The 20,482-nt window shown below is 70.0% G+C and carries 24 protein-coding genes; 9 read left to right on the top strand and 15 right to left on the bottom strand.

The features are described 5' to 3' along the window. The first annotated feature begins 26 nt into the window (after nucleotides 1–26). On the top strand, nucleotides 27–1,178 hold the full coding sequence (locus BLV57_RS29275; RefSeq protein WP_245757563.1) for a glycosyltransferase family 4 protein: 1,152 nt from the start codon (nucleotides 27–29) through the stop codon (nucleotides 1,176–1,178). Between the two features lie 263 nt (nucleotides 1,179–1,441). On the opposite strand, the gene BLV57_RS29280 is transcribed toward BLV57_RS29275, so the two are convergent. After that, entirely contained in the window at nucleotides 1,442–1,975 is a 534-nt protein-coding gene (locus BLV57_RS29280) for a hypothetical protein (protein ID WP_091294110.1), read from the bottom strand. Nucleotides 1,976–2,109: 134 nt separating this feature from the next. On the opposite strand from BLV57_RS29280, the gene BLV57_RS29285 reads away from it, so the two are divergent. Continuing rightward, entirely contained in the window at nucleotides 2,110–2,976 is an 867-nt protein-coding gene (locus BLV57_RS29285; protein ID WP_176968859.1) for a glycosyltransferase family 2 protein, read from the top strand. Between the two features lie 81 nt (nucleotides 2,977–3,057). Here the strand turns inward: BLV57_RS29285 and BLV57_RS29290 are convergent, their stop codons facing one another. Beyond that, the gene (locus tag BLV57_RS29290) at nucleotides 3,058–3,498 is read right to left on the bottom strand and encodes a hypothetical protein (protein ID WP_091294111.1); all 441 of its coding nucleotides are present in this window, start codon (nucleotides 3,496–3,498) and stop codon (nucleotides 3,058–3,060) included. Between the two features lie 139 nt (nucleotides 3,499–3,637). Here BLV57_RS29290 and manB point away from each other — a divergent pair, with 139 nt between their 5' ends. Continuing rightward, nucleotides 3,638–4,714: a mannose-1-phosphate guanylyltransferase gene (gene manB / locus BLV57_RS29295; protein ID WP_091294113.1), complete on the top strand. Its 1,077-nt coding sequence runs from the start codon at nucleotides 3,638–3,640 to the stop codon at nucleotides 4,712–4,714. Between the two features lie 2 nt (nucleotides 4,715–4,716). Next, entirely contained in the window at nucleotides 4,717–5,613 is an 897-nt protein-coding gene (locus tag BLV57_RS29300; RefSeq protein ID WP_091294114.1) for a DNA-3-methyladenine glycosylase family protein, read from the top strand. Between the two features lie 369 nt (nucleotides 5,614–5,982). Here the strand turns inward: BLV57_RS29300 and BLV57_RS29305 are convergent, their stop codons facing one another. The 8 genes from BLV57_RS29305 to BLV57_RS29340 all read right to left on the bottom strand — a co-directional run bounded on the left by BLV57_RS29305 (nucleotide 5,983) and on the right by BLV57_RS29340 (nucleotide 11,754). Continuing rightward, on the bottom strand, nucleotides 5,983–6,273 hold the full coding sequence (locus BLV57_RS29305) for a hypothetical protein (protein WP_091294116.1): 291 nt from the start codon (nucleotides 6,271–6,273) through the stop codon (nucleotides 5,983–5,985). 45 nt (nucleotides 6,274–6,318) lie between these two features. Next, complete coding sequence (locus tag BLV57_RS29310) at nucleotides 6,319–6,723, bottom strand: GntR family transcriptional regulator (RefSeq protein WP_091294117.1); 405 nt, start codon at nucleotides 6,721–6,723, stop codon at nucleotides 6,319–6,321. Then, complete coding sequence (locus tag BLV57_RS29315) at nucleotides 6,720–7,625, bottom strand: hypothetical protein (protein ID WP_091294119.1); 906 nt, start codon at nucleotides 7,623–7,625, stop codon at nucleotides 6,720–6,722. The genes BLV57_RS29310 and BLV57_RS29315 overlap by 4 nt, the downstream gene beginning before the upstream one ends. A 69-nt stretch (nucleotides 7,626–7,694) precedes the next feature. Continuing rightward, on the bottom strand, nucleotides 7,695–8,183 hold the full coding sequence (locus BLV57_RS29320) for a hypothetical protein (protein WP_143047174.1): 489 nt from the start codon (nucleotides 8,181–8,183) through the stop codon (nucleotides 7,695–7,697). A gap of 30 nt (nucleotides 8,184–8,213) precedes the next feature. Then, on the bottom strand, nucleotides 8,214–8,750 hold the full coding sequence (locus BLV57_RS29325) for an NUDIX hydrolase (RefSeq protein WP_091294122.1): 537 nt from the start codon (nucleotides 8,748–8,750) through the stop codon (nucleotides 8,214–8,216). Then, nucleotides 8,747–10,084: a coenzyme F420-0:L-glutamate ligase gene (locus BLV57_RS29330; protein ID WP_245757564.1), complete on the bottom strand. Its 1,338-nt coding sequence runs from the start codon at nucleotides 10,082–10,084 to the stop codon at nucleotides 8,747–8,749. The genes BLV57_RS29325 and BLV57_RS29330 overlap by 4 nt, the downstream gene beginning before the upstream one ends. Then, nucleotides 10,077–11,039: a 2-phospho-L-lactate transferase gene (cofD, locus tag BLV57_RS29335; protein ID WP_091294125.1), complete on the bottom strand. Its 963-nt coding sequence runs from the start codon at nucleotides 11,037–11,039 to the stop codon at nucleotides 10,077–10,079. The genes BLV57_RS29330 and cofD overlap by 8 nt, the downstream gene beginning before the upstream one ends. A 10-nt stretch (nucleotides 11,040–11,049) precedes the next feature. Continuing rightward, entirely contained in the window at nucleotides 11,050–11,754 is a 705-nt protein-coding gene (locus BLV57_RS29340) for a GNAT family N-acetyltransferase (protein ID WP_091294126.1), read from the bottom strand. A 35-nt stretch (nucleotides 11,755–11,789) separates the two neighbouring features. On the opposite strand from BLV57_RS29340, the gene BLV57_RS29345 reads away from it, so the two are divergent. The 3 genes from BLV57_RS29345 (at nucleotide 11,790) to dapC (ending at nucleotide 13,497) form a co-directional block, all read left to right on the top strand. Then, the gene (locus BLV57_RS29345) at nucleotides 11,790–11,978 is read left to right on the top strand and encodes a hypothetical protein (protein WP_091294128.1); all 189 of its coding nucleotides are present in this window, start codon (nucleotides 11,790–11,792) and stop codon (nucleotides 11,976–11,978) included. Between the two features lie 116 nt (nucleotides 11,979–12,094). After that, a complete protein-coding gene (gene fdxA, locus BLV57_RS29350) occupies nucleotides 12,095–12,415 on the top strand; it encodes a ferredoxin (RefSeq protein ID WP_091294130.1) in 321 nt (106 codons plus the stop codon). Next, nucleotides 12,412–13,497, top strand: a complete 1,086-nt coding sequence (dapC, locus tag BLV57_RS29355; RefSeq protein ID WP_091294131.1) for a succinyldiaminopimelate transaminase — start codon at nucleotides 12,412–12,414, stop codon at nucleotides 13,495–13,497. Before fdxA ends, dapC begins: the two co-directional genes overlap by 4 nt. A 3-nt stretch (nucleotides 13,498–13,500) precedes the next feature. On the opposite strand, the gene BLV57_RS29360 is transcribed toward dapC, so the two are convergent. Then, nucleotides 13,501–14,115 (bottom strand): TetR/AcrR family transcriptional regulator, encoded by a 615-nt coding sequence (locus tag BLV57_RS29360; RefSeq protein ID WP_091294132.1) that lies wholly within the window; start codon nucleotides 14,113–14,115, stop codon nucleotides 13,501–13,503. Between the two features lie 71 nt (nucleotides 14,116–14,186). Here BLV57_RS29360 and BLV57_RS29365 point away from each other — a divergent pair, with 71 nt between their 5' ends. Next, nucleotides 14,187–15,542, top strand: a complete 1,356-nt coding sequence (locus BLV57_RS29365; RefSeq protein WP_091294134.1) for an FAD-dependent monooxygenase — start codon at nucleotides 14,187–14,189, stop codon at nucleotides 15,540–15,542. Nucleotides 15,543–15,603: 61 nt separating this feature from the next. Here the strand turns inward: BLV57_RS29365 and BLV57_RS29370 are convergent, their stop codons facing one another. From BLV57_RS29370 to BLV57_RS29380, 3 genes are all read right to left on the bottom strand, one after another. After that, on the bottom strand, nucleotides 15,604–16,599 hold the full coding sequence (locus BLV57_RS29370) for a CHAD domain-containing protein (protein WP_091294298.1): 996 nt from the start codon (nucleotides 16,597–16,599) through the stop codon (nucleotides 15,604–15,606). A gap of 83 nt (nucleotides 16,600–16,682) precedes the next feature. Next, nucleotides 16,683–17,660: a 2,3,4,5-tetrahydropyridine-2,6-dicarboxylate N-succinyltransferase gene (dapD, locus tag BLV57_RS29375; RefSeq protein WP_091294136.1), complete on the bottom strand. Its 978-nt coding sequence runs from the start codon at nucleotides 17,658–17,660 to the stop codon at nucleotides 16,683–16,685. A 1-nt stretch (nucleotide 17,661) separates the two neighbouring features. Beyond that, nucleotides 17,662–18,072, bottom strand: a complete 411-nt coding sequence (locus tag BLV57_RS29380; RefSeq protein ID WP_091294137.1) for a hypothetical protein — start codon at nucleotides 18,070–18,072, stop codon at nucleotides 17,662–17,664. 46 nt (nucleotides 18,073–18,118) lie between these two features. On the opposite strand from BLV57_RS29380, the gene dapE reads away from it, so the two are divergent. Continuing rightward, on the top strand, nucleotides 18,119–19,198 hold the full coding sequence (gene dapE, locus BLV57_RS29385) for a succinyl-diaminopimelate desuccinylase (protein ID WP_091294139.1): 1,080 nt from the start codon (nucleotides 18,119–18,121) through the stop codon (nucleotides 19,196–19,198). Nucleotides 19,199–19,230: 32 nt separating this feature from the next. Here the strand turns inward: dapE and BLV57_RS29390 are convergent, their stop codons facing one another. Further along, nucleotides 19,231–20,475: a helix-turn-helix domain-containing protein gene (locus BLV57_RS29390; protein ID WP_091294141.1), complete on the bottom strand. Its 1,245-nt coding sequence runs from the start codon at nucleotides 20,473–20,475 to the stop codon at nucleotides 19,231–19,233. Nucleotides 20,476–20,482 lie beyond the last annotated feature (7 nt).

Below are 20,482 nucleotides of genomic sequence, written 5' to 3' on the forward strand. Positions count from 1 at the left end.
TCGGTGATCGGTCGTACTCTGCTGGTGTGCCGCACGAACCCCGCGTCCTGATCGATGCGACCGCAGTCCCCGCGGACCGGGGTGGCGTCGGTCGTTACGTGGATTCGCTCGTGGCGGCACTCGACGCGGACGGCGCCCGCCTCACCGTGGTGTGCCAGCCCCGTGACCTGGACTTATACGACCAGATCGCGCCCAACACGCGTATCGTGCCCGCTTCGCAGGCCACCTCGACCCGCACCGCCAGGCTCACCTGGGAGCAGACGACCCTGCCCCGCCTGATCCGCAGGCTCGGCGTCGACGTCGTTCATTCGCCGCACTACACGCTCCCGGTGGCCAACCCGGTCGCCTCGGTCGTCACCCTCCACGACGCCACCTTCTTCACCGACGCGGTGCTCCACTCGTCGGTCAAGGCCCGCTTCTTCCGGGCGTGGACCGCGGCGGCCCTGCGCCGGGCCTCGCTCTGCATCGTGCCCAGCGTCGCGACGGCCGACGAGCTGGCGAAGGTCGCCCGCGCCAAGGCCTCCGCGCTCGAGATCATCCAGCACGGCGTCGACGTCGAACGCTTCCATCCACCCTCCCCGGAGGAGGTCGCGGCGGCCCGCGCCGCCATTGGCCTCGGCTCGACGCCTTACGTGGCGTTCCTGGGCGCTTTGGAGCCCCGCAAGAACGTCCCGGCGCTGATCCGGGGCTTCGCCCGCGCGGTCGCCTCACGCCCGTCCCCGCCCGCACTGGTGCTCGCCGGGCAACCGGGCTGGGACTCCCAGGTCGAGAAGGCACTGGACGCGGTGCCGCACCGGTTCCGGGTGATTCGCGCCGGTTACCTGCCGTTCGGGACCTTGGCCGGTTTCCTCGGCGGGGCCGAGCTCGTGGCATACCCGAGCCTGGGCGAGGGCTTCGGGCTGCCGGTGCTCGAGGCGATGGCCTGCGGAGCCTGCGTGCTCACCACCCGCCGGCTCTCACTGCCCGAGGTCGGCGGCGAGGCGGTGGCGTACTGCGGCGTCGGCGCGGGCGACGTCGCGGCCGCGATCTCGGAGCTGCTCGACGACCCATCCCGGCGCGCGGTGCTCGCGGAAGCGGCGCAGCTGCGCGCGAAGGAGTTCTCGTGGGCGACTTCGGCGGAACGGCATCGCGAGGCTTATGAGAAGGCTTGGGGGCGGCATCTCAGCCGATTGGGTTGAGGTGATTTGGTGGGGGGATTTGGTATACTGGGTGGTGCGAGGCTCCTGTGGGGCCGAGTATGTAAGCCCGTGACGCGACCGGACGGTCGTCTTGCGGGCTTTTCGCTTTCACTGCTGCCACGCCACAAGCGCCACTTTCGGAAGCAAAGTGCTCGTGGGTTGGCGGGCGGATTTGGTATGATCGGTGCTGCGAGGTCCCCGTGGGGCCGAGTATGAGAGCCCGTGACGCGTCCGGACGGTCGTCTTGCGGGCTTTTCGCCTGTTCAGGGGCGGATGATCGTGGTGACCAAGGGTGCGATCCGGCGCCGCCATTCCCCGCCTGCCCCATGACACCAGGCGATCGCGTCCGATAGCCACAGCAGTGGTTCCGCGGTCGAGTCGAGATGCTCGTAGGTCATTTCCGTTGCGGATGGCCGATTTCCCAGAGCTCTGCGCAACGTTTGCTTGTCGTGCGCGTTTCGGTCGTCCCGGGTATCGAGCACGAGACGATGTGCTCGAAGGCCGAGAAGATCCGTGACCGCACTGAACAGGCATGCCTGGCGAGCAGATTCTTCGGTTTTGCGGGTGCAGGTGGCCGAGTACAACCGCGCGCACACCGGCATCGCTTTCATCCGGTCCGCCAGCTGCCGTCTTCTCGGTGGTTTTTCCTTCCTGAAGTGCAGTTCGCGCTCGCCAGGGAGGAGAAGATGCTGGAGTTCCTTGCGCGTGGGCACAAGTTTGGCCGGTTCGACCACTGTCACGCAGATCAGATAGTGGTCGTCGCGGACCGACTCGTCGATGAATCCATGGACTGGCACCTGATCATTTTCGCGGAGAGGTCCGACAATCCGCGTTCGGGTGTTGACTCAGAGTAGTCATGTGACCGTGGCATTCGTGCTCAGCTCGATGGGGTGAGTCCCGTGCCGGAGCGTGACCGGTGGACAATGGCCGGGTGACTGAGGATTCCCGCTATGGTGACCGGCTCGCCGTCGTGACCGTTACGTACTTCCCCGGCGAGACGCTCGAGCGGTTCCTGGACACGCTCGAAAAGGCGACCGACCGCGAGGTGCGGGTCGTCGTCGCGGACAACGCGTCGACCGATGGCGCGCCCGAGAAGGCCGCGCAGCGGGAGAACGTCACGTTGCTCAGCCTTGGCGAGAACCTCGGGTACGGCACGGCCGCGAACCGCGGGATCGCCGCGCTCGACGACAGTTACGGCTGGGTGGCCGTGGTGAACCCGGATCTGGAGTGGGAGCCGGGGTCGCTCGACGCGCTGGTCGAGGTCGCGCAGCGGTGGCCGAGGGGCGGGGCGTTCGGGCCGCTGATCCACGATCAGGATGGCACCGTCTACCCGTCGGCGCGGCTGCTGCCGTCACTCGGCCGGGGGATCGGGCATGCCGTGTTCGGCAAGGTCTGGCCGGGGAACCCGTGGACGCGGGAGTACCGGCAGGAGAACGCCACGCCGACCGAGCGGACCGCGGGCTGGCTTTCCGGGTCGTGCCAGCTGTTCCGGCGTGAGGCGTTCGAGTCGGTGAACGGGTTCGACACCCGCTACTTCATGTACTTCGAAGACGTCGACCTGGGCGATCGGCTGGCGCGCAAGGGCTGGCTGAACGTCTACGCGCCGTCGTCCAGCGTGATGCACATCGGCGGGCACGCGACCAAGCAGGCTTCCGCGAAGATGCTGGCCGCGCACCATGTCAGCGCCTACCGCTACCTCGCGGACCGGCACCAGGGCCTGCTCTGGAAGCCGGTGCTCGCGGTCATCAAGGCGGGCCTGAAGCTGCGCCTGAAGGTCGCCACCCGCAAAGAGTCGTGAGTGTTCCGGCCGGTTAGAACCGGCCATACCACTCACGACCCCCTTTGAGCTGCGGCGGGATAAAGCCCGCTTTATCCCGGGTTAGATCCCGTCGAGGCGGCGGGAGAGGTCTGAGACGCCGGTCGTCTGGGTCGTGGTGGGGATCAGGCCGGTGACCTGCTCCTCCTGCGGCTCCTGGGCGGGCTCCGGGCGGCGGGCGGCCGGGAGCGGGACCGTCATCGGCTTGGTGCGGGGCGTGGGCTTGGCCAGCGGGGCCGTGGCCTGCGGGCGGCGCTCGACCTCGAGGCGCTTGGTGGGCTGCTGCCTGGCCAGGTGGTGATCGTTGTCCTCGATCATCGACGCGGGCAGCTGCGTGGTGGTGTCCGGGTCGTCCGCGCGGTCGATCTCGGCGACCACGGATCTCGGGATCTGCTGGGTGTTGGAGGAGTCCATCGGCGACGTCGCGTTGTCCGGCGTGACGACGAATGCTCCCCGAGCGCGCGCACGCGCCAGCAGGGCGTCCGCACGATCGCGGGGGTCCATCCCCTTGGCCTCCCGACTCGACCCGAGGCCCTCTGGGAAGAGGGCCGCCTGTGTGCAATCTAGGGTAGGCCCTCGGAGCGTCCGCCGTCAGTGTTTCCCGCGGCTTGTCGCCGAGTGGGGCGTGATAAAGGAGGAACGGTTGTCCGAGCTGGGTGTCGATGCGGTCGTGCTGGTCGGTGGCAAGGGAACCCGGCTGCGGCCGCTGACCTTGTCGGCGCCGAAGCCGATGCTGCCGACGGCGGGCACGCCGTTCCTGTCCCACCTGCTTTCCCGGATCAAGGCCGCCGGCATCACCCATGTGGTGCTCGGCACGTCGTACCGGGCCGAGGTGTTCCAGGAATACTTCGGCGACGGCTCGGCGCTGGGCCTCGAGATCGAGTACGTGGTCGAGGACGTGCCGCTGGACACCGCGGGCGCCATCCGCAATGTCTACGACCGGCTGCGCGCCAACGACGCGGTGATCTTCAACGGCGACATCCTGTCCGGCGCCGACCTCGGCGCGCTGGTCGGCACGCACCGTGAGTCGGGCGCTGACGTGACATTGCACCTGCAGCGGGTCGAAGACCCCAGCCGGTTCGGTTCGGTGCCCACCGACGAAACCGGGCGGGTGCTGGAGTTCCTGGAGAAGACGCCGAATCCGCCGACCGACCAGATCAACGCCGGGTGCTACGTGTTCCGGCGCTCGGTGATCGAGTCCATTCCGGTCGGGCGACCGGTTTCGGTGGAACGGGAGACCTTCCCGCGGTTGCTGGCTTCGGGCGCGCACGTGCACGGGTTCGTCGACTCGTCGTACTGGCTGGACGTCGGCACCCCCGAGGCGTTCGTGCTGGGCTCGTCCGACCTCGTGCGCGGCCTCGCGCCGACGTCGGCGCTGCCCGGCCCGGTCGGTGAGGCGCTGCTGATCGACGGCGCCAAGGTGGCCGACGACGCCGTGCTGACCGGCGGCTCGACGATCGGCGCTGGCGCCATCGTCGGCGCCGGCGCAAGGGTCTCCGGGTCGGTGGTCTTCGACGGCGCGTCGATCGCGGACGGCGCCGTCGTCGAGCGGTCGGTGCTGGGCGCCGGGGCCAAGGTCGGCGCCGGCGCGGTGCTGCGTGGCGTGGTGCTGGGTGACGGCGCCTCGGTCGGCGCAGGCTGTGAGCTGCTCGACGGCGCCCGCGTCTGGCCGGGATTCGAGCTGCCGGACGGATCCGTCCGCTTTTGGAGCGACGCGTAGCCATGCGCTGGCGGCCGTCGTTCGAACTGGACCTGGCGAGGGTCCTGGCGCCGCTGCGCCGGGGCGCGGCCTCGCCGAACCTGGTTCGCGACGCCGCGGGCACCTGGTGGTACGCGACGAACACCCGCGACGGCGGCAGCACACTCGCACTGCGCCGCCGCCCCGACGGCGAGATCGAGGCCGCGGCCTGGGGCCCCGGCGCGGACCGCCTGCTCGACGGGGTGCCCGCGTTGCTGGGCGCCGACGACGATCCGCGTGACTTCGTCGCGCATCACGACGTCATCGCGCAGGCGCGGCGCGGCATGCCCGGCCTGCGGCTCGGCTCGACCGGGCGGGTCTGGGACAGCCTGGTGCTCGCCATCCTGGAGCAGAAGGTGGCGGGCAAGGAGGCCATCCGGTCGTGGAAGGAGCTCTGCCGCTGGTTCGGCGAGCCCGCGCCCGGCCCCGGCCCGGCGGGACTGCGGGTACCGCCCAGCCCGAAGGCCGTTCTCTCCATTGTGGACTGGAAATGGCATCGGGCCGGCGTCGACAGCACCCGGCGCGGCACGCTGATCCGCGCCGCGCGGGTCGCCAATGGACTGGAGCGGGCCGCCGAACTGCGTGGCGTGGAAGGAAGAACCCTGCTGCGGAAGGTGCCCGGCATCGGCGTCTGGACGGCGGCCGAGGTCGCGCAGCGGGCCTGGGGTGACCCGGACGCGGTCAGCTTCGGCGACTACAACATCCCGAGCCTGGTCGGGCACGCCCTGCTCGGCACCGAGTTGGATGACCGCGGCATGCACGCCGTGCTCGCCCCGTACGCGCCGCAACGCCAGCGCGCCATCCGCTACCTCATGGCCGCCGGCGTCTCCGCGCCGCGCCGTGGTCCGCGAATCGAACTGCGCGACTACCGCGCGATGTGACACATAGGGTTCGCGAGCGTCGCACAGGTTGAACGTTGTGAACGGGGCGTTCGCAACGTTGAGCGACGCATACGCCCCGCTCACTACGTGTGTGGACGTTGGCTGGCTTGTGATCGGGCCGCTGGCTGTGGCCGGGTTTCGCGTGCTCACGCGTCGACTGACAACGCAAGCCAAGCCTTAACTGCCCGGCATTGGGTTCTATTGAGGGGAAAGCCAAAGGTGGCGTGTTCTGGCCCGGTCGGCGTGGGCTTCTTCGGCCAAGTTCGCTGGGTCGGGCGGCGTGGTTTGCGCGAGTGGGCGAGGGAGGCGAAGTGCTCGTGCGCGTTGCGGGCGGTTAGAACCGCCCGCAACGCGCACGACTCTGATCGGCTACCAGCCTTGGGGCGGCGGGGGCGGCTGCTGCGGGTACTGGGGACCGGGCGGCTGCTGCGGTGGGTACCCAGGCTGCTGCGGGTACTGCTGCTGCGGGTACCCGGGCTGTTGCGGATATCCCGGCTGCTGCGGGTAGCCCTGGGGTGGGTAGCCCTGCTGCGGATACTGGCCGGGGTACTGCTGCGGCGGATACTTCGGCTTGTTGTTGTTCTTCAGCACCAGTACGAGCGCGACGGCGCCGCCCGCGAGCACCGCCAGCAGGATCACAAGTTCAAGCAGCCCGATCATGCCTCTCCTGCCACCCGGTTCAGGATCATCGTAGGCGAAGAGCCGTCAGTGCGCGGGACGCTCACGGAGTCCGAGCGCCTTGATCGGCGTCACGTTGCCTTCCAGCGCGGCGCTGACGATCGCGAGCGCCTCGCCCTGGCTGAGCCCGAGCTTGCGGGTGATGCTCGCGTAGTCCGCCGCGGCCTGCTGCGCACGTTGCCTGCCCTGGTCGCCGGAAGCCCCGACGAAACTGCCCGCCCGTCCGCGGGTTTCGATGAGCCCGGCCTCTTCGAGCTCGCGGTAGGCGCGGGCGATCGTGTTCGGCGCGATGCCGAGATCGGCGGCGAGCTTGCGCACGGTCGGCAGTTTCGTGCCGACCGGCAGCGTGCGGTCGTTGATCTGCTGCGCGAGCGAAGACCGGACTTGCTCGTACGGCGGGACCGGTGAGGTGTTGTCCACGCTGACGATCATGAAGCCGCCTTTCGGTCCTTTGTGGATGATGAAGAAGTGACGGCTGCGAGTTGGTCGGGTGAGGGCAGTTTACGGAAGTAGCGGTCTTGGATCAGCGCGGCCGCGTAGGGCACCAGGCTCAGTGCCACGTATGCACCCGCGGCGAGCCGTAGTGGTGTGGCGATTTGGGAGTTGAAGACGAGAAGCCCGCCGAGCGCCGCCACCCATGGAGAGACGTAGCGGTGGATGTCCTCGGTCCGAAGTAGGTCGTCCACGGCCAGGGACGCGGCATCTTCGGCGAGTGCGGGCCTGCGCAGCGTGCGGATGAGGATCGAGCCGTAGATCAGGGCGCACAGAACCACGGCACCGGTGAACAGCAACGAGGTTCGCAGCTGGTCTCCATCAGACGACCGCATCGTCAGCACGATGCCCAGCGCTAGCCCGCCGGGGAAGGTGACGGTCAGTGTCACCAAGAACCAGCCGCCGAGGATTTGCGGTATGGAGCGTGCCGATGTGCTGGCCGCCCGCCGTGGAAGGACCTTGGCGAGCTCCTGTTCCATACGGGAAAAGGCATACCAGCGAGCCCAGGGGAGCAGCACTGCGAGAGCTCCGCCCAGCGCTGCTCCGGCACCCTGGACCCTGGTCGCCCACTCCGTGTTCAGCGTGCTGAGGAGCACCATTCCGGCCATGAGCGCGACCGAACACAGCAAATTGAGAACCTGCTGTGAAGCTTTCTGGTCGACGGATCTGACCAGCCTGGGGGACAGCCGGGCGGTCAGCAGCCAGTTGGGGATGGAGACGGGTGCGCCGCGTGCGGTCAGCCAGGTCGCCGCCCGGCCGACTTCGAGCCAGGTGGGTTCGATCAGCCTGGCCGGTGTGCCAGGTTGTGCCGATGGTGGTCCGGTGAAGTCGGCGACGGTCATTTCTCCCCCTCGGATGTATCAGACCTTGTGTCATCAATGTGACACAAGGTCTGATACAAAGTCAAGGGGTTACCAGCCTTGCGGCGGCGGGCCCTGCTGACCGGGGTTGGGGTAGGGCTGCGTGCCCGGCTGCGGCGGGTACGGCTGCTGGCCCTGCGGGAACGCGGGCTGCGGGAACCCGCCGGACGGCGGCTGCGGCTGTCCCCAAGCGGGCTGCGCGGGCGGCGGGAAGCCCGGCTGGGCGGGCGGGAATCCCGGTTGCTGCGGCGGCGGAAAGCCTTGCTGCGGCGGCGGGAAGCCCTGGTCGAAACCCTGCTGCTGCGGCGGCGGGAAACCGGCCTGCGGGGGTGGCTGCGGGAAGTTCGGGTTGGCCGGAGGGAAGCTCTGCTGGGGGAAGCCCTGCTTCTTCTTCTCCTGGTTGACCTTGACCACGAAGTAGATGATGACGCCCAGGACGATCAGTCCCAGAATGATCAGGACCACCCAGCCTGATCCGTCACCGCTGCCACTGGTGTGGACCCGCACGCGCGCGGGAGACGGCCCCATGAACGACGACATCGAAGTACCCCTCTGTCTGATGCCGTCACCCTAACCGGCCATGACCGCCGAATGGACCAGTTCGGTCAAATCCTCCGATCCGTCAGGCAAACCGGTGACGGGCCACCATTGCAAATCATCCGATTCGTCACTGAGGACCGGTTTTGCGCCTTCCGGGGCACGGATCGCGAAGCGTACGTCGAAATGTCGCGTCGGCACGCCGAGTGAGCAGGTGATCGGATGAACGTCGAGATGGACCGGCACCGGGTCGAGCACCAGGCCGTCCATTCCGGACTCCTCACGGGCCTCGCGCAGCGCCGCGGCGGCCAGTGAGACGTCCTCCGGCTCGCAGTGGCCGCCGAGCTGCAGCCAGCGGCCGACTCTCGGGTGCAGGGTGAGCAGCACGTTCGACCCGGACGCGTCGAGCACGACCGCTGACGCGGTCAGGTGACCGGCTTCGCACGAGCGCGCGCACGCGTCCTCGCGGGCGGCGAGGAAACCGAGGAAGGCCTGGCGCAGCGACTCCTGGCCGGGCAGCGACGGCCGCCATTTGTCCAAAGTGGAGACCGCGTCCTGGTGCAGCGTCACAGTTCCAGCAGCCCTTCGCCCGCCGGGCGCACCGGCCTGGGGCCGGGGAGCACGGCCGGGTGACCGATCGCGACCGCGCCGAGCGGGGCCCAGTCTTCGCCCAGTCCCAGCGTTTCGCGCACGAGGTCCGCGGCGAAGATGGTCGACCCGATCCAGCAGGAGCCCAGCCCCTCGGCGGCCAGCGCGACCAGCAGGCCCTGCACGGCCGCGCCGCCCGCCACGGTGAACATGGTCCGCTCGCAGGCCAGCCTGCGCTCGTCCGGATACGCGTGCGCGCCGTCCGGCACCAGGAACGGGACCACCACTTCCGGCGCGTTGAACAGGATGTCGCCGCGGCTGAGCCGCTTCGCGACCTGCTCCTCGGTGAACCCGTCGGCGACCAGGTCCGCCCGCCACGACTCGCGCATCGCGGTCAGCAGCTTCGTGCGGACGTCGTCGCTGCGCAGCCACACGAACCGCACCGGCCGCGTGTGATGCGGCGCGGGCGCGGTCAACCCGGCGGCGACGGCGCGGCGCAGCACCTCGGGGTCGACGGGCTCGTCGGTGAACTGCCGCACCGAGCGCCGCAGCGGCACGGCCTCGCGGAGGCCCTGCGCGATGGCCTCGTTCGTGCCGAGGCGGAACAGGTCCTCGTCGACCGGCCTGATCAGCTTGCGCGCGTTCGAACCGTCGTCGACCAGCTGCAGCCCGCGGATCACGGCGACCGGGGTGCCGCCGAGCTTGCCCTTGACCAGATCCGCGGCCGCGGCCAGCTCGTCGGCGACGGCGACCTCGGTCACCGCCAGCTCGTTGCCCTGGCCGTCGATCTCGCCGGCGTAGGCGTGCAGCACGCGGACGCCGGACGCGCCGATGGCCGCGTCGATCTGCCCGATCCGCCAGGCCCGGCCCATGGTGTCGGTGATGACCACCGCGACCTCGACGCCGAGCCGCTCGCGCAGCCCGTTGCGCAGCGCCAGCGCGGACGCGTCGGGGTCCGACGGCAGCAGCGCCACCTCGCCCGCCGCCACGTTCGAGTTGTCGACGCCGGACGCCGCCTGCACGATGCCGAGCCGGTTCTCGGTGATCTTCGTCTGCCGGAACTGCGCGACGACCCGGACGGCCTCCTCGTCGACGAGCTTGCGCCGCGCGGCTTCCTTGGCCTCCGGATCGGCCGGGACGGTGATCAGCCGTCCCTCTATTTTGGACACCACCTTCGAGGTGACGACCACGACGTCGCCGGAGCGCAGCCAGCGCGCGGCGTTCGCGATCGCGCCGGTCAGGTCGTCGCCGGGGCGGAACTCCGGCAGCCCGCCGACCGGCAGGATCTCCAGCTTGGCCGCGGCGTGATCAGGCAAGGTCGGCTCCCGCGAGTGCGAGCGCGGTCCGCGCCATGGCGGCCGTCGCGTCCACATCGGACATCAGCAGTGGCACCGCGCGCACCTCGACACCAGGCACGTCGACGGTCTCGCCCTCGGCGACCAGCCAGCCGTCGAGCACGCCCTCGGCCTTGCGCGAGCCGTAGTGACGGCCGACCGCCTTGGCGGAGGTCTCGACGCCGATCGCCGTCAAGCAGGCGTCGGCCATGCCGCGCAACGGTTTCCCGCCGATGATGGGCGAGATGCCGACGACGCCCGCCTTGGTCTCGCGCAGCGCGTCGCGCACGCCCGGCACGGCGAGCACGGTGCCGACGGAGACCACCGGATTCGACGGCGCGAACAGCACCGCGTCGGCTTCGGCGATCGCCTCGAGCACGCCTGGTCCCGGCTTCGCCTCGTCCGCGCCGACCGGCACGATCGAGTGCGCCACCGGCTCGGCGCGGTAGCGCACCCACCACTCCTGGAAGTGGATCGCCTTCTGCTGCTCCGGGTTCTCGGGGTCGTCGATGACGACATGGGTCTCGACGCGGTCGTCGGACATCGGCAGCAGCCGCACGCCGGGCTGCCAGCGGTCGCAGAGCGCCTCGGTCACCGCGGACAGCGGATAACCGGCACGCAGCATCCGCGAGCGGATCAGGTGCGTCGCGATGTCCTTGTCGCCCAGGCCGAACCAGCTCGGCTCGGCGCCGTACGCGGCCAGTTCCTCTTTGACCGTCCAGGTTTCGCCCGCGTGTCCCCAGCCGCGCGCGGTGTCGATGCCACCGCCGAGCGTGTACATGCAGGTGTCCAGGTCGGGACAGATCCGCAGGCCGTGCATCCACACGTCGTCGCCGGTGTTGACCAGCGCGGTGACCTCGGCATCGGGAACGGCGGCCTTGAGGCCTAGCAGGAATCGAGCCCCGCCGACCCCGCCTACTACTACGACAACCTTCACGGGACCGATCCTAGGCTGGGATCCAATACCGATACCGGTGGTGCTCGGAAAAGCCCAGCCGGGCGTAGAGCGAGAGCGCGGCGGCGTTGGTCACCGAGACCTGCAGCACACACCGGGCGGCGCCATGCCCGGCTCCCCATGCGCCGATCGCGTTCATCAGCGTGACGGCGTGGCCCTGGCGGCGGTGCGGCGGCCGGACGGCGAGCCTGCCGACGAGCAGGATGCCCTCGGCGACCGCGCCGCGGACGGCGGCGAAGTCGCCGAGCATGCCGAAACCGACCTTGCCCGTGGCCAGGACGTGCCGCTGGGCGGGCGACGGGTCGGCGGAGCCGGTGGTCAGTTCCCACCAAGCGGGAGCCGGCTCGTCGAGCACGAGCGTGGTGTCGCCGTCGCCCAGCGGCCCGGTCAGCACGGTCACTTCGTGCCCGTTCGCGTACTCGATGTCCGGTTTCCAGCCCTCGGCGGCCAGCGCGTCTTCGATGTCGCTGTCCTTGATCGCGTGCACACGGGGCTCGATGTGCCGCGAGTGGGCGAAGTCACAGACCCGGCGGAGTGCCTGCCCGATCGGGACGCCGGGGTCGCCGACGGCGAGCGCGCTGTTGGCCCGTCCGGTGAAACCGCCTGCCCAGCGCAGCCGCCACTGGCCGAGAGATTCGCTGATCAGCGGGTCCCAGGCGGCAGTGCAGGCGACTTCGAGCGTTTCGGCGGCGTTCACGGTTAGATTGTGGCAAGGACGTTCGGGAGGAACCGATGAGCATCGCGCGCAAGGACGATCGGCACAACGAAGATCTGGTCAAGGAGATCTCGGCCGGGTTCAATCGTGCGGTCGGCGCGAAGCAGGGGGACGAGGACCAGGCTGACAAGCCTAAACCTCGTTTCGTCGTCACCGGTGACAGCCGCGTGGCGCCGCCCAGGAAGCGTCGCGCGCAGTCCGAATAAACGCTGTTAACCCGACGGCGGATAAGGGTGGCCTCACCAGCCGAAGGCCGGTGAGACCGCGTAATGTCGCCGACGCGGCATGTGAACTTGGCCAGACGAAAAAGCAGGAGTGTCCCGTGACCTACGTGATCGCCGAGCCCTGCGTCGACGTGTTCGACAAGGCGTGCATCGACGAGTGCCCCGTCGACTGCATCTATGAGGGCGAGCGGATGCTCTACATCCATCCCGACGAGTGTGTCGACTGCGGCGCCTGCGAGCCGGTCTGCCCGGTCGAGGCCATCTACTACGAGGACGACGTCCCCGACCAGTGGGCCGACTACACCAAGGCGAACGTCGACTTCTTCAACGAGCTCGGCTCCCCGGGTGGCGCGTCCAAGGTCGGCAAGACCGCGCACGACCCCGCCTTCGTCAAGGCGCTGCCCCCGCAGGGCGAATGATCTCTCTCCCTGATTTTCCGTGGGATTCGCTCGCGGAGTACAAGGCCACCGCGAGCGCCCACCCCGGCGGGCTCGTCGACCTCTCGGTCGGCACGCCCGTCGACCCGGTGCCGCGGAGCATCCAGGACGCGCTGGCTTCGGTCTCGGAGATCCCCGGCTACCCGACCACGCACGGCACGCCCGCGCTGCGGGAAGCCGCGGTCGAGGCGCTGCGGCGCCGTCATGGCATCGAGGGCGTCTCCGCCGACGCCGTGCTGCCCACGATCGGCTCGAAGGAGCTGGTCGCGTGGCTGCCTCGGCTGCTCGGGTTCGGCCAGGGCGACCTGGTCGTGATCCCCGAGGTCGCGTATCCGACGTACGAGGTCGGCGTGCTGCTGGCCGGTGCTTCGCTGCTGCGCGCTGACAGTCTCGTGGCCTTGGGGCCGCAGAAGCCGGCGATGATCTGGCTGAACTCGCCGTCCAATCCGACCGGCAGGGTGCTCGGGGTCGAGCATCTGCGCAAGGTCGTGTCCTGGGCGCAGGAACGCGGCGTCATCGTCGTGTCCGACGAGTGTTACCTGTCTTTGGGCTGGGAGAGCGAGCCCGTTTCGCTGCTGCACCCGTCCGTCCACGGTGGACGGCTGGACGGGCTGCTGGCGGTGCATTCGCTGTCGAAGTCCGCGAACCTGGCCAGTTACCGCGCCGGGTTCGTCACCGGTGACCCCGCGCTGGTCGCGCGGTTGCTGGAGGTGCGCAAGCACGCCGGGATGATCGTGCCCCGGCCGGTGCAGGAGGCCATGGTCGCCGCGCTGACCGACGACGCGGCGCTCACCGAGCAGCGCGGCCGGTACGAACGCCGTCGCGTGGTGCTGCGGAAGGCGTTGCAGGACAGCGGTTTCCGGGTCGACCACTCCGAGGCCGGGCTGTACCTGTGGTCCACTCGGGACGAAGACGCGTGGAAGACGATCTCGTGGCTCGCCGAACGGGGCATCATCGCCGCGCCCGGCACGTTCTACGGGCCGACCGGGCGTGACCACGTGCGGATCGCGCTGACCGCGACCGACGAGCGCATCGCCGCGGCCGCGGAGCGCCTGACCTCCTGAGTCCTAGGTCGCCTGGCCCGCCAGGCCTCGGTGGAGCAGGTTGGTGAGGGTGTCGATGGCCTCGTCGTCGTCGAGCGCGCGGCCGGAGCCGTCGCCGCCCGCGGCGAGCCAGGTGTAGGCGAACTGGTCGAGCAGGCTCGCGATCGCGGAGACCAGCAGGTCGGTCGGGCCTGCCGGGGTGAGGCCCGCTTGCGGGATATAGGCGAGATGGTCGCGCATGTGGTCGCTGCCCTCGGTCACGAGCCGCTGCAGCCGGCGCGCGAAGTCCTCGTTGACCAGTGCCGCCTGGCGCAGCGCGACCAGTTCCGTGCGGTGCTCGCGGTAGAAGTGCCAGTGCTGCGCCACATGCCAGCGGATCGCCGCGCGGTCGGTGAAGTCGGGACTGTGCGTGTCATCGCCGGCGACATACTCGTCGCCTTGCGTGAACATGTCCGTGAGCAGCGCTTCGAGCAGCTCTTCCTTGCCTGAGAAGTGGTTGTAGAACGATCCCGCCGCGCGGCCCGCTTCGGCGGTGATGTCCGTGATCTTCGTGTTCAGGTAGCCACGCGTGGCGAAGACCCGCTTGGCCGCTTCCTTGAGCGCCAGCTCGGTTTCGGCGGCCTTCTCCTTGCGATTCATCCACCCCTCCTTGACAAGGGACGCTAGCAGTGGTCAAACTGAATCTCAATTCAGTGAATGGAGATTCAGTCATGAGGGTACTCATCGCGGGTGGCGGACCGACCGGGCTGACCTTGGCCATCGACCTGGCCAGGCGTGGCGTCGAAGTCCGCATCGTCGACCAGGCGGCCGCGCACCTGGCGGGCTCGCGCGGCGACGGCATCCAGCCGCGCACGCTGGAGGTCTTCGAAGACCTCGGTGTGCTCGACGCGGTGCTCGCGGCGGGCGCGAACCAGTCTGAGATGCGGGCCTACGCGAATGGCGAGCTCGTCGCCGTCAGGCGGATGAGCGAGCTCAAGGAGCCGACGCCGGACCAGCCGTACCCGAACCCGTGGGTGCTGGCGCAGAACGACACCGAGGCGATCCTGCGCGCGCGGCTCGCGGAGTTCGGTGTGCGCGTTGAGCTGAACACCGGGGTCATCGGGTTCTCGCAGGACTCGGATGGCGTCGACGTGACGCTGCCGGGTGAGACCGTCCGCGTCGACTACCTGGTGGGTGCGGACGGCGGGCGCAGCTTCGTGCGCAAGACGCTGGGGATCGCTTTCGAGGGCACGACCGACGAGTCGATCCGGATGCTGCTCGGCGATGTGAAGGTCGACGGCCTCGACCATGACTACGGCTATTGGTTCTCGAGCGGCGCCATGCACGACGGGATCGCGCTGACCCCGTTGCCGGGCGGCGACTACTTCCAGTTCGGTGCGCCGCTCGTAGACGCGGAGCCGTCGCTGGAGCAGTTGCAAGCGTTGCTGGACAAGCATTCCGGACGCTCGCTGCGGATGCACGACCTGGCTTGGTCGACGATCTGGCGCCCTAATGTCCGGCTCGCGGCTCGGTTCCGTGTCGGCCGGATCTTCCTCGCGGGCGATGCTGCGCACGTTCACCCGCCGACCGGCGGCCAGGGCCTGAACACGGGTGTCCAGGACGCCTACAACCTGGGCTGGAAGCTGGCCGACGGTTCGCCCGAGCTGCTGGACAGCTACGAGGCCGAGCGCCGGGCCGTCGCGGCCGAGGTGCTCGGCCTGTCTACCGGACTGCTCCAGAAGCACGTCGACGGCGAGGACGACGCGTTCAAGCGCGACGAGTCGACGCACCAGCTCGGCGTCGGTTACCGGGGTGGGCCGCTCGCCTCGGACACCCGCCCGGCTCCCGGCCCGCTGACCTCGGGCGACCGTGCGCCCGACGCCCCGCTGACCGACGCCAACGGCAAGCGCGTGCGCTTGTTCGACCTCTTTCGCGGGCCCCATGCGACCGACCTGGTGGTCTCATCCGGCCGGGTCCTGGTCGGCGACGCGGAGTTCACCGACTTCGGTGGTCACGCCCTGTCCGCTTACGGAACCGGCCGCTTCCACATCCGCCCCGACGGCTACGTGGGCGCCGTGGCCCCCTGAGCAAAGCCCGAAAGTGGCTTTCGTCAGGTCTCATCTGACGAAAGTGGCTTTCGGGCTTTCGTCAGCCGGGGGTCAGGGGTGAGGCGGTGAGGGTGGGGGCGGCGGCGGTGTCGACCTGGGCCCAGACGGCTGGCCAGGCGGCGCGGGCCTGGGTGCGGCGGGTGAGTTCGCGCTCGGCGATGCGGCCCGCGATGAAGGCGGCCTGGGGGGTGAGGGTGTCGAGCGCGGCGCGCATGCGGTCGGCCGCGACCACGGCGTCCTGGTGGTCGCCGAGGACGGTCTGGAGGTCCTTGGTCGCGCTGATCAGCTTCTTGATCTTGGCCGCCTGCTTCTTCTTGGCCGCGGACTGGGCCAGCTCGGCGGCGTACCGCAAACGTTTGCCATGGATGCGGAGCGCGTGGAGGTCGTCGTCGGGCGGATCGAGCGGGAGCTTGCCGACGGCTTTCGCGAGCTTGCGGTAGGGCTTGTCGAGGCTGATCACCGCGCGCGGCGACTCCACATCGGACACAGCGACGGGGGACGACGGGTCGGTGACCAGCCGAGCGGCGCTCACCAGCAAAGCGGCGTAACGGGGTGTGCCGAGCAGGCGGGTCAGCTTTCGCTTGGCGACACCGCGCTCGGCCACGAACTTCGACACCAGCTCACGCCCGGCCAGCTGGTCGCGGGCCTCGAATTCGGCGACGACCTCGCGCAGGTGCTCGATGAGGACGTCGTAGTCGCGGACCTCGCCGAGCGACTGGCCGAGCCAGCCGAGTTCGGCGCGCACGGTCTCGGCTTCGGGCCCGAGCAGGCCGCCGGACAGTTTCAGCGTGCTGCGCATGCGCCGCAGCGCGACCCGCATCTGGTGCAGATCCTCGGGGTCGGCGCCACTGCGGGTGCCGGGTTCGCGGGCGATGAGTTCGCGGATCTGGGTGTCGAGCTGGGCGCGGAGATGGTCGACCGGCGGATCGCCGGGACCGGGTTGCGCCGGGTGATCGCCGAGACCGAGTTCGGCAGGCGTCGTCGTCTTGGGCAGGCGGCGGGCCCGCTTCTTCGCGGGCAACGTTTCGGCGGTCACCACATGAATACTAGGTGAACCCAGCGCGAGGCCTAGATCAAAACCGGAGCCGCGGCGACGAGGCGCCGCGGCTCCGGGGAAAGCTAGTTGGCGTGCAGCGCCGCGTTCAGCTCGATGCCGACGCCGGTGCGCGGCACGACCTCGACCGCGCCCGTCGCCGAGTTGCGGCGGAAGACCGCGCCCGAGATCCCGGACAGTTCACGGGCCTTGACGACCTTGCCGTCGACGTGGACCTTCGTGCCGGCCGTGACGTACAGGCCCGCTTCGACCACCGAGTCGTCGCCGAGCGAGATGCCGATGCCGCCGTTGGCGCCGATCAGGCAGCGCTCGCCGATCGAGATGGTCTCCTTGCCGCCGCCGGACAGCGTGCCCATGATCGACGCGCCGCCGCCGACGTCGGTGCCGTCACCGACGACGACACCGGCCGAGATGCGGCCTTCGACCATCGAGGCGCCGAGCGTGCCTGCGTTGAAGTTGACGAAGCCCTCGTGCATGACCGTGGTGCCGCTGGCGAGGTGCGCGCCGAGGCGGGCGCGGTCGGCGTCGGCGATGCGGACACCCGAAGGGAGGACGTAGTCGACCATGCGGGGGAACTTGTCGACACCGTAGACGGTGACCGCGCCACGCGCGCGCAGGCGCAGGCGGGTCGACTCGAAGCCCTCGACCGGGCACGGGCCGTGGTTGGTCCAGACGACGTTGGCCAGCAGGCCGAAGATGCCGTCCAGGTTCTGCCCGTGCGGCTGGACCAGCCGGTGCGAGAGCAAGTGGAGGCGCAGGTAGACGTCGTGCGCGTCCGCGGGCGCGTCGGCGAGGCTGCCGATGGTCACGCGCACCGCGACGACCTCGACCCCGCGGTCGGTGTCCGGGCCGAGCAGCGCCACGGCCGCGTCGCCGAGTATCTCGGCCGCTTCTTCGGCGGACAGGCGCTCGACACCGGAGGTGCCGGCCTCGGTCAGCTTGGGCTGCGGGAACCAGGTGTCCAGCACGGTGCCGTCGGGGGTGACGGTGGCCAGTCCGACGCCGCGCGCGCCGGTCGTTTCTGCGTTGCTCACGGTGGACAGGCTAACCCGTGGTGGCCTGCCTGTTCACCGTGGTCTTGACCGACTCGAGCGAGTTCGCCATGTCCACCAGCGCCTGCGTGCAGGCCCCGCCGGGAGCCGAGGCGGTCTTGCACGAGCTGGTGCGGAACACCTTCACGGCCGCGTCGACGGCGTCGGCGGCCGGTCCAGCCTCGGGGACGCGTTTGCGGACGGTGCCGGTGGTGTTGCCCACCTCGGTGACGTACTTCTCACAGCCCTTCGGCGCCTCGGTCTTCGGCGCGAGGAAGCACTGGTCGACGCTGAGCGCGGTGAGCTTGGTCGGCAGCGCGTCGGGGCCCGGTTCCGGCGCGGGCGCCTTCGGCTTCGGCCCGGCCTCCCGGCCACACGCGGTCAGCAGGAACAGCAGGGCGATCACGGCGAAGGTCTTGCGCACGCATGCCACGGTAGCCCCGGTCCAGTGACCAGATAGCGTGCGGGGCATGCCTGAGCTGGATCTGCACGCCGACCCCGTCGAGATCACCGCCACGCTGGTGGACATCTTCAGCGAATCCGGCCAGGAGGCCGCCATCGCCGAGGTCGTGCAGGCCGCGCTCGAGAAGCAGGCGCCGCACCTCGAGGTCGTCCGCAACGGTGACGCCGTGCTCGCACGCACCTCGCTGGGCAAGCCGTCGCGGGTGATCTTCGCCGGGCACCTGGACACGGTCCCGGTCAACCAGAACCTCCCGCTGCGCCGCGAGGGTTCCGGCGAGGACGAGATACTGCACGGCCTCGGCACCGTCGACATGAAGGGCGGCGACGCCGTCTTCCTGCACCTCGCCGCGTCCGTGCTGGACCCCCGGCACGACCTGACTTTCATCTTCTACGACAACGAAGAGGTCGAGGCGACGAAGAACGGCCTCGGCCGCATCGAGCGCGAACTGCCCGAGTGGCTGCGGGCCGACCTCGCGATCGTCGGCGAGCCGTCCAACGCGGTGATCGAGGCCGGGTGCCAGGGCACCATGCGGATCGACCTGCGCACCTCCGGCGCGCGTGCGCACACCGCGCGCGCGTGGATGGGCTCGAACGCCATCCACGCCTTGGCGGAACCGTTGCGGCGCTTGGCTTCTTACGAGGCGCGAGTGGTCGACATCGACGGCCTGACGTATCGCGAAGGCTTGCAGGCGACCAAGATCTCGGGTGGTGTCGCCGGGAACGTCGTGCCGGACGAGGCCGTGCTGACGATCAACCACCGGTTCGCGCCGGACCGCTCGCCCGAGCAGGCCGAGCAGCACCTGCGCGAGGTGTTCGACGGTTTCAATGTGTCCGTTGTGGACCTTTCGCCCGGCGCGCTGCCCGGGCTGGGCGCGCCTGCGGCCGCCGAGCTGGTCGCGGCGGCCGGTGGCGAGGCGGTGGCGAAGCTGGGCTGGACCGACGTCGCCCGGTTCGCGGCGATGGGGATGCCCGCGGTCAACTTCGGGCCCGGTGACCCGACGCTGGCCCACACCCGCCAGGAGAACGTGCGCGCGGGCGAGATCCGCCAGGTCACCCAGGTGCTGAAGGCCTTCCTCAAGGACTCGTGAGTGATGCGGCCGGTTCTAACCGGCCTAAACACTCACGACTCCTGTTCAGCGCCCAGCTTGAGCAGGCCTTCGCGCAGGAGATCCGCGGCTTCGGACAGCCGTCCCTGCGACATCAGCAGCGTGCCTGCGTGGTCGAGCGACCGGACCAGCACGTCGCGCGCGTCCAGCCGGGTCGCCAGGTCGATCGCCTGGGACAGCTCCGCTTCGGCCGACGACGCGTCGCCGCGCGAGACCGCCAGCGCGCCGAGCTGGTAGCGGACGGCGGCCGCCAGCGGGTCGTCGCAGTCGACCTCGATCTCCGACAGGAACGCCAGCGCCTCGTCCAGCCTGCCCTCCCGCCTGCTCACCTCCGCGAGTTCGAGCGTGATCGCGCGGGTGTCGCCCGGCTCGGTCGCCTCGCGCGCCGCGAGCAGGTCGGCGAGCGCCCCTGACGGCCGGACCCGCGCGCGGACCAGCAGGCAGCGGGCGATCGACGGCCGCAGCGCGCGCTCGTGCAGCAGGTCGTGGGCGATCGCCACGGCCGAGGCGGCGTCGGTGAAGTGCTCGTCCGCCAGCAACGACCGGCACAGATCGAGCTGATACGCGATGAGCTCCGACAGCACGTCGTCACGCCCGCGCGCGAGCCGGAGCGCGTCGTCGGCGAACGGCGCCGCCTGCGCCAGGTTCCCCAGCCGCAGATGGCCGTCGGCGAGATGCGCGCGCAAAGTCAAGAGCAGCAACGGATGCGGGTAGCCGTCACGCATCAGGTCGTCGTGACACGTCTGCAGCAGATGCATCGCGTAGTGCGGCTCGCCCCAGTCGGTCAGCACGGCCGCGCGCAGCGGCACCACCAGTCCGCGATACGGCGGCACATCCGAGGTGAACGCGCTTTCGGCGGCCGTGACCAGCTTCGCGCGCGCGTCACCCGAGGCGAACCGGGCCAGCCAGAGCCAGGCCAGGCCCGCTTGGCGGCGCCTGCCCATGCGCTCGGCGCGGCGGGCGATGCGGCGCAGGCGGACCGAAGCGTCGACGCCGTCGAGGAGGTCACTCGCGGCCAAGGCCAGGTCGAGATCGAGGCGGACCACGTCACGCGGGGAGGTTCCGCCGAGCAGCTCGTCAGCGTCGATGCCGAGCTGCTCGGCGAAGTGCCGGAGCGCGTCGCCGGACGGCGTGCGCGCTCCGGTCTCCACAGAGGACACGTAGGCGGCCGTGTAGTGCGGTTCCGCCAGCGCCCGCTGCGTCAGGCCGCGTTCCGCACGCAGCCTGCGCAGTCGCGCGCCGACCTCCTCCGCCGTCACGCCACCT

It is taken from the genome of Amycolatopsis xylanica, assembly GCF_900107045.1.
GTDB classification, from domain to species: domain Bacteria; phylum Actinomycetota; class Actinomycetes; order Mycobacteriales; family Pseudonocardiaceae; genus Amycolatopsis; species Amycolatopsis xylanica.